The organism is Promicromonospora kroppenstedtii DSM 19349, from assembly GCF_000515355.1.
In the GTDB taxonomy this organism is placed as follows: domain Bacteria; phylum Actinomycetota; class Actinomycetes; order Actinomycetales; family Cellulomonadaceae; genus Promicromonospora; species Promicromonospora kroppenstedtii.
This window is the reverse complement of sequence record NZ_KI911746.1, coordinates 56,854-59,796: the sequence shown is the minus strand read 5'-3', so window position 1 is coordinate 59,796 and position 2,943 is coordinate 56,854. Positions and strand designations below refer to the sequence as shown.

Below are 2,943 nucleotides of genomic sequence, written 5' to 3'. Positions count from 1 at the left end.
GCATGGGGCGCGGTAGCACCACCTCGGGCCGCGGCACAGCTGCCACCTCGCGGGGCCGACGGCGGCCGCGTACCGTCGTGGGCGCCGTTACCGCAGCGGTGCTGCTGGCCGGTTCGGCGTTCGGCGTCTGGACCTGGCTCGACCACGACCGCGAGCGGAGCGACCTCGGCGGGGCGCCCGCGGCGGGCCAGCCGCAGGAGAACGGACCGCCGGAAGACGTCACCGACACGAGCGAGCCCGGCGTGAGCCCCGGGACCGGTTCCAGCGCCGTCGCCGACGGCAGCGCGGAAGCCCCGTGGGCCCTCGGCACGAGCAAGGGCCTCGGCGGCGGCTCGTGCTGGAACGTCAGCGTCGACCGCCTGCAGGGGCGGCAGGCCACGCTCACGGTCTCCTGCGACCGGGCGGGCACCCGCGAGTACGGGACCCCGACGCCGAGCGCATGGCTGGCGATCTACGCCGTCGGCCCGGACGGGGCCCCGGTGCGCGCCACCCGGGAGGGTGCCGGCCCCGAGGACACCTTCTGGGCGCAGGGCAACCTCGCGGACGCCGCGGCGGTGACCACGACCGTCACGCTGCCCGACGTCGGCGAGCTGACCGCGGTGTACGTGGAGAACAACAAGGAGCGCGGCTGGAACTGGGCCGCGACGGGGTGACGGCGCGGGCCGGCCCGCCCGTCACCGCACGAGCTTCGGGAGCACGTCGCGGCCGAACGTCTCGATCCACTCGCGCTGGTTGCGGCCCGCGTTGTGCAGGTAGATCCGGTCGAATCCGAGGTCCACGTACCGCTGGATCGACGCGCGGTGCTCGTCCGGGTCGGCGGAGATCAGCATCCGCCCGTCGAAGTCCTCGGGCCGGACCATCCGGGCGAGCTGCGCGAAGTCGTGGGGCGAGCGGATGTCGGAGCGCGGGAACCGCATGCCGCCAACGGGCCACTCGGTCAGGGCGTTCGCCACCGCCGCCTCGTGGGTCGGGGCCCAGGACAGGTGGAGCTGGAGCGCCTTGGGCATCCGGCCGGGGTCGCGGCCCGACTCACGGGCGCCGTCGGCGAACCGGGTCAGCAACAAGGCCATGCGGTCCAGCGGGGCGGCCTGCGTGATCAGCCCGTCCGCCGTCCGCCCGGCACGGCGGGCCGTGACCGGACCGGCCGTCGCGACCAGGATCTCGGGTGCGGCGTCAGGCATGGTCCACAGCCGGGTCGACTCCAGCTTGAAGTACGTGCCCGCGTGCTTGACGTCCCGGCCGGCGAGGGACCCGGCGAAGAGCTTGCGGATGATCTCGACCGCCTCGAACATCCGGTTGATCCGCTCGGGCGCCTCGGGCCAGTAGCCGCCCACCACGTGCTCGTTGAGCGCCTCCCCCGAGCCGACGCCGAGCCAGTGCCGGCCCGGGTTCATCGCCGCGAGCGTCGCCGAGGCCTGGGCCACCACGGCGGGGTGCCACCGGAAGGTCGGCGCCGTGACGGGGCCCAGGTCGCCCGTGGTGTGCTCCGCGGCGGCCGCGAGCACGTTCCAGACGAAGCCCGCCTGCCCCTGCTGCGGGGTCCAGGGCTGGAAGTGGTCGGCGGCCATGACGCCGGAGAACCCGTGCGCCTCGGCAAACGCCGCCAGCTCCACCGCCTCGCGGGGCGCGAACTGCTCGAGCATCGCGGCATAGCCGATGGTCACCACGCGGGACAGCCTACGTCGCGCACCCGTCAGAGCCGGCCGTGCTCCCGGAGCGCCGCGAGCGCACCGAACGTGGCCAGGCCGCGCGCGTCCACCGTCTGGCCCGGCGACCAGTGCAGGTAGTCGAAGTCCCAGCCGCCGTCGTCGAGCTGCTCCCGCTCCAGCCGGTCCAGCTCGCCCTCGATCAGCGGCTCGGGGAACAGCGCCCGGCTGGGTGCGCCGGGTCGCGGCGACAGCAGCAGGGGGCGGAGCTTCTCGTCGTCCTCGCCGCCTGTGACGGGGATGGTCCCGTCGTCGGCCAGGGCGGGTCGCAGGCGCTCGACGACGGCCGCGGCCCGGTCCGGCTCCGGCACGGCATCCAGGAAGCGGAGCGCGAACAGGACCGTGTACCCGTCCGTGCGGTGCGCGCCGTCGAGCTGCTTCCAGCACCATGCGGTCGCCGCGTCGAGCCAGGGGTGGTCCAGGCCCAGCTCCCAGAGGTGGGCGGCGATGGCGTACGTGAGGAACCCGTCGTCGTTGGGCCGCATCCAGGGCGCGGCCGGATAGTCGGCGGCGGTGGGCAGCACGTGCGGAGCCCGGCCGTCGGGCAGCGCGACGCCGGCCAGCCAGTCGGCGGTCTCGGTGGCCAGCACCGCAACGGCGGGGTCGGCGGCGGTGCCCAGCTCGGCGAGCACCTCCAGCGCGGACAGGGCGCCCGAGACCTGGCTGTCGGGGCCCCGCAGGTCGGGTTCCAGGGCGTGACCCCAGCCGCCGTCGTCGTTCCGGTAGGGGCGCAGGGCGTCCAGCACCCGGGTGGCCGGCGCCTCGCCGAGCAGTGCCGCGAGGCGATGGCGTTCCAGCAGGCGGGCGTCGTCGTACACGAACCGCCGGGCCGCTGCGAGGTCGATGCTCGTCGATGTGCTCATGGGCTCGACGCTAGGCCGCGGTGAGGGTGGCGTCTTCCAGAAATCGGACGGGCGTGAGGCCGGTGAGCCGGCGCACCTCGTCCGACATGTGCGCCTGGCTCGCGTAGCCGGCCGCGGTCGCCCGCTCCGCGAGGCGCACCGGGATGCCGGAGGACAGTCCGGCCGCGCCGGAGGACAGCGTGATCAGCCGCCGCAGCCGCGCCACCCGGCCGAGCATCTTGGGTCCGTAGCCGACGGCGTCCACGGTGCGCCGGTGCAGGTGCCGTTCGCTGACGCCGAGCTCCTGCGCCACACCGGAGATGCGCGCCCCCGGGACGCCGAGCCGGCGAGCGGCTGCCGCGACCAGGCCGTCGCGCTCGGCCTTGCGCCGCAGC

General features: G+C 75.2%; 4 protein-coding genes. 1 reads left to right on the top strand and 3 read right to left on the bottom strand.

Annotated features, from left to right (window positions below):
* A partial coding sequence (locus PROKR_RS25485; protein WP_211240239.1) for a hypothetical protein occupies positions 1 to 653 on the top strand: 653 nt, incomplete at its 5' end.
* 21 nt (positions 654 to 674) lie between these two features.
* Here PROKR_RS25485 and PROKR_RS25480 read toward each other — a convergent pair.
* From PROKR_RS25480 to PROKR_RS25470, 3 genes are all read right to left on the bottom strand, one after another.
* Positions 675 to 1,667: a TIGR03557 family F420-dependent LLM class oxidoreductase gene (locus PROKR_RS25480; protein WP_281171763.1), complete on the bottom strand. Its 993-nt coding sequence runs from the start codon at positions 1,665 to 1,667 to the stop codon at positions 675 to 677.
* A gap of 26 nt (positions 1,668 to 1,693) precedes the next feature.
* A complete protein-coding gene (locus PROKR_RS25475; RefSeq protein WP_036969279.1) occupies positions 1,694 to 2,569 on the bottom strand; it encodes a hypothetical protein in 876 nt (291 codons plus the stop codon).
* A 10-nt stretch (positions 2,570 to 2,579) separates the two neighbouring features.
* A partial coding sequence (locus tag PROKR_RS25470; protein ID WP_157602687.1) for a helix-turn-helix domain-containing protein occupies positions 2,580 to 2,943 on the bottom strand: 364 nt, incomplete at its 5' end.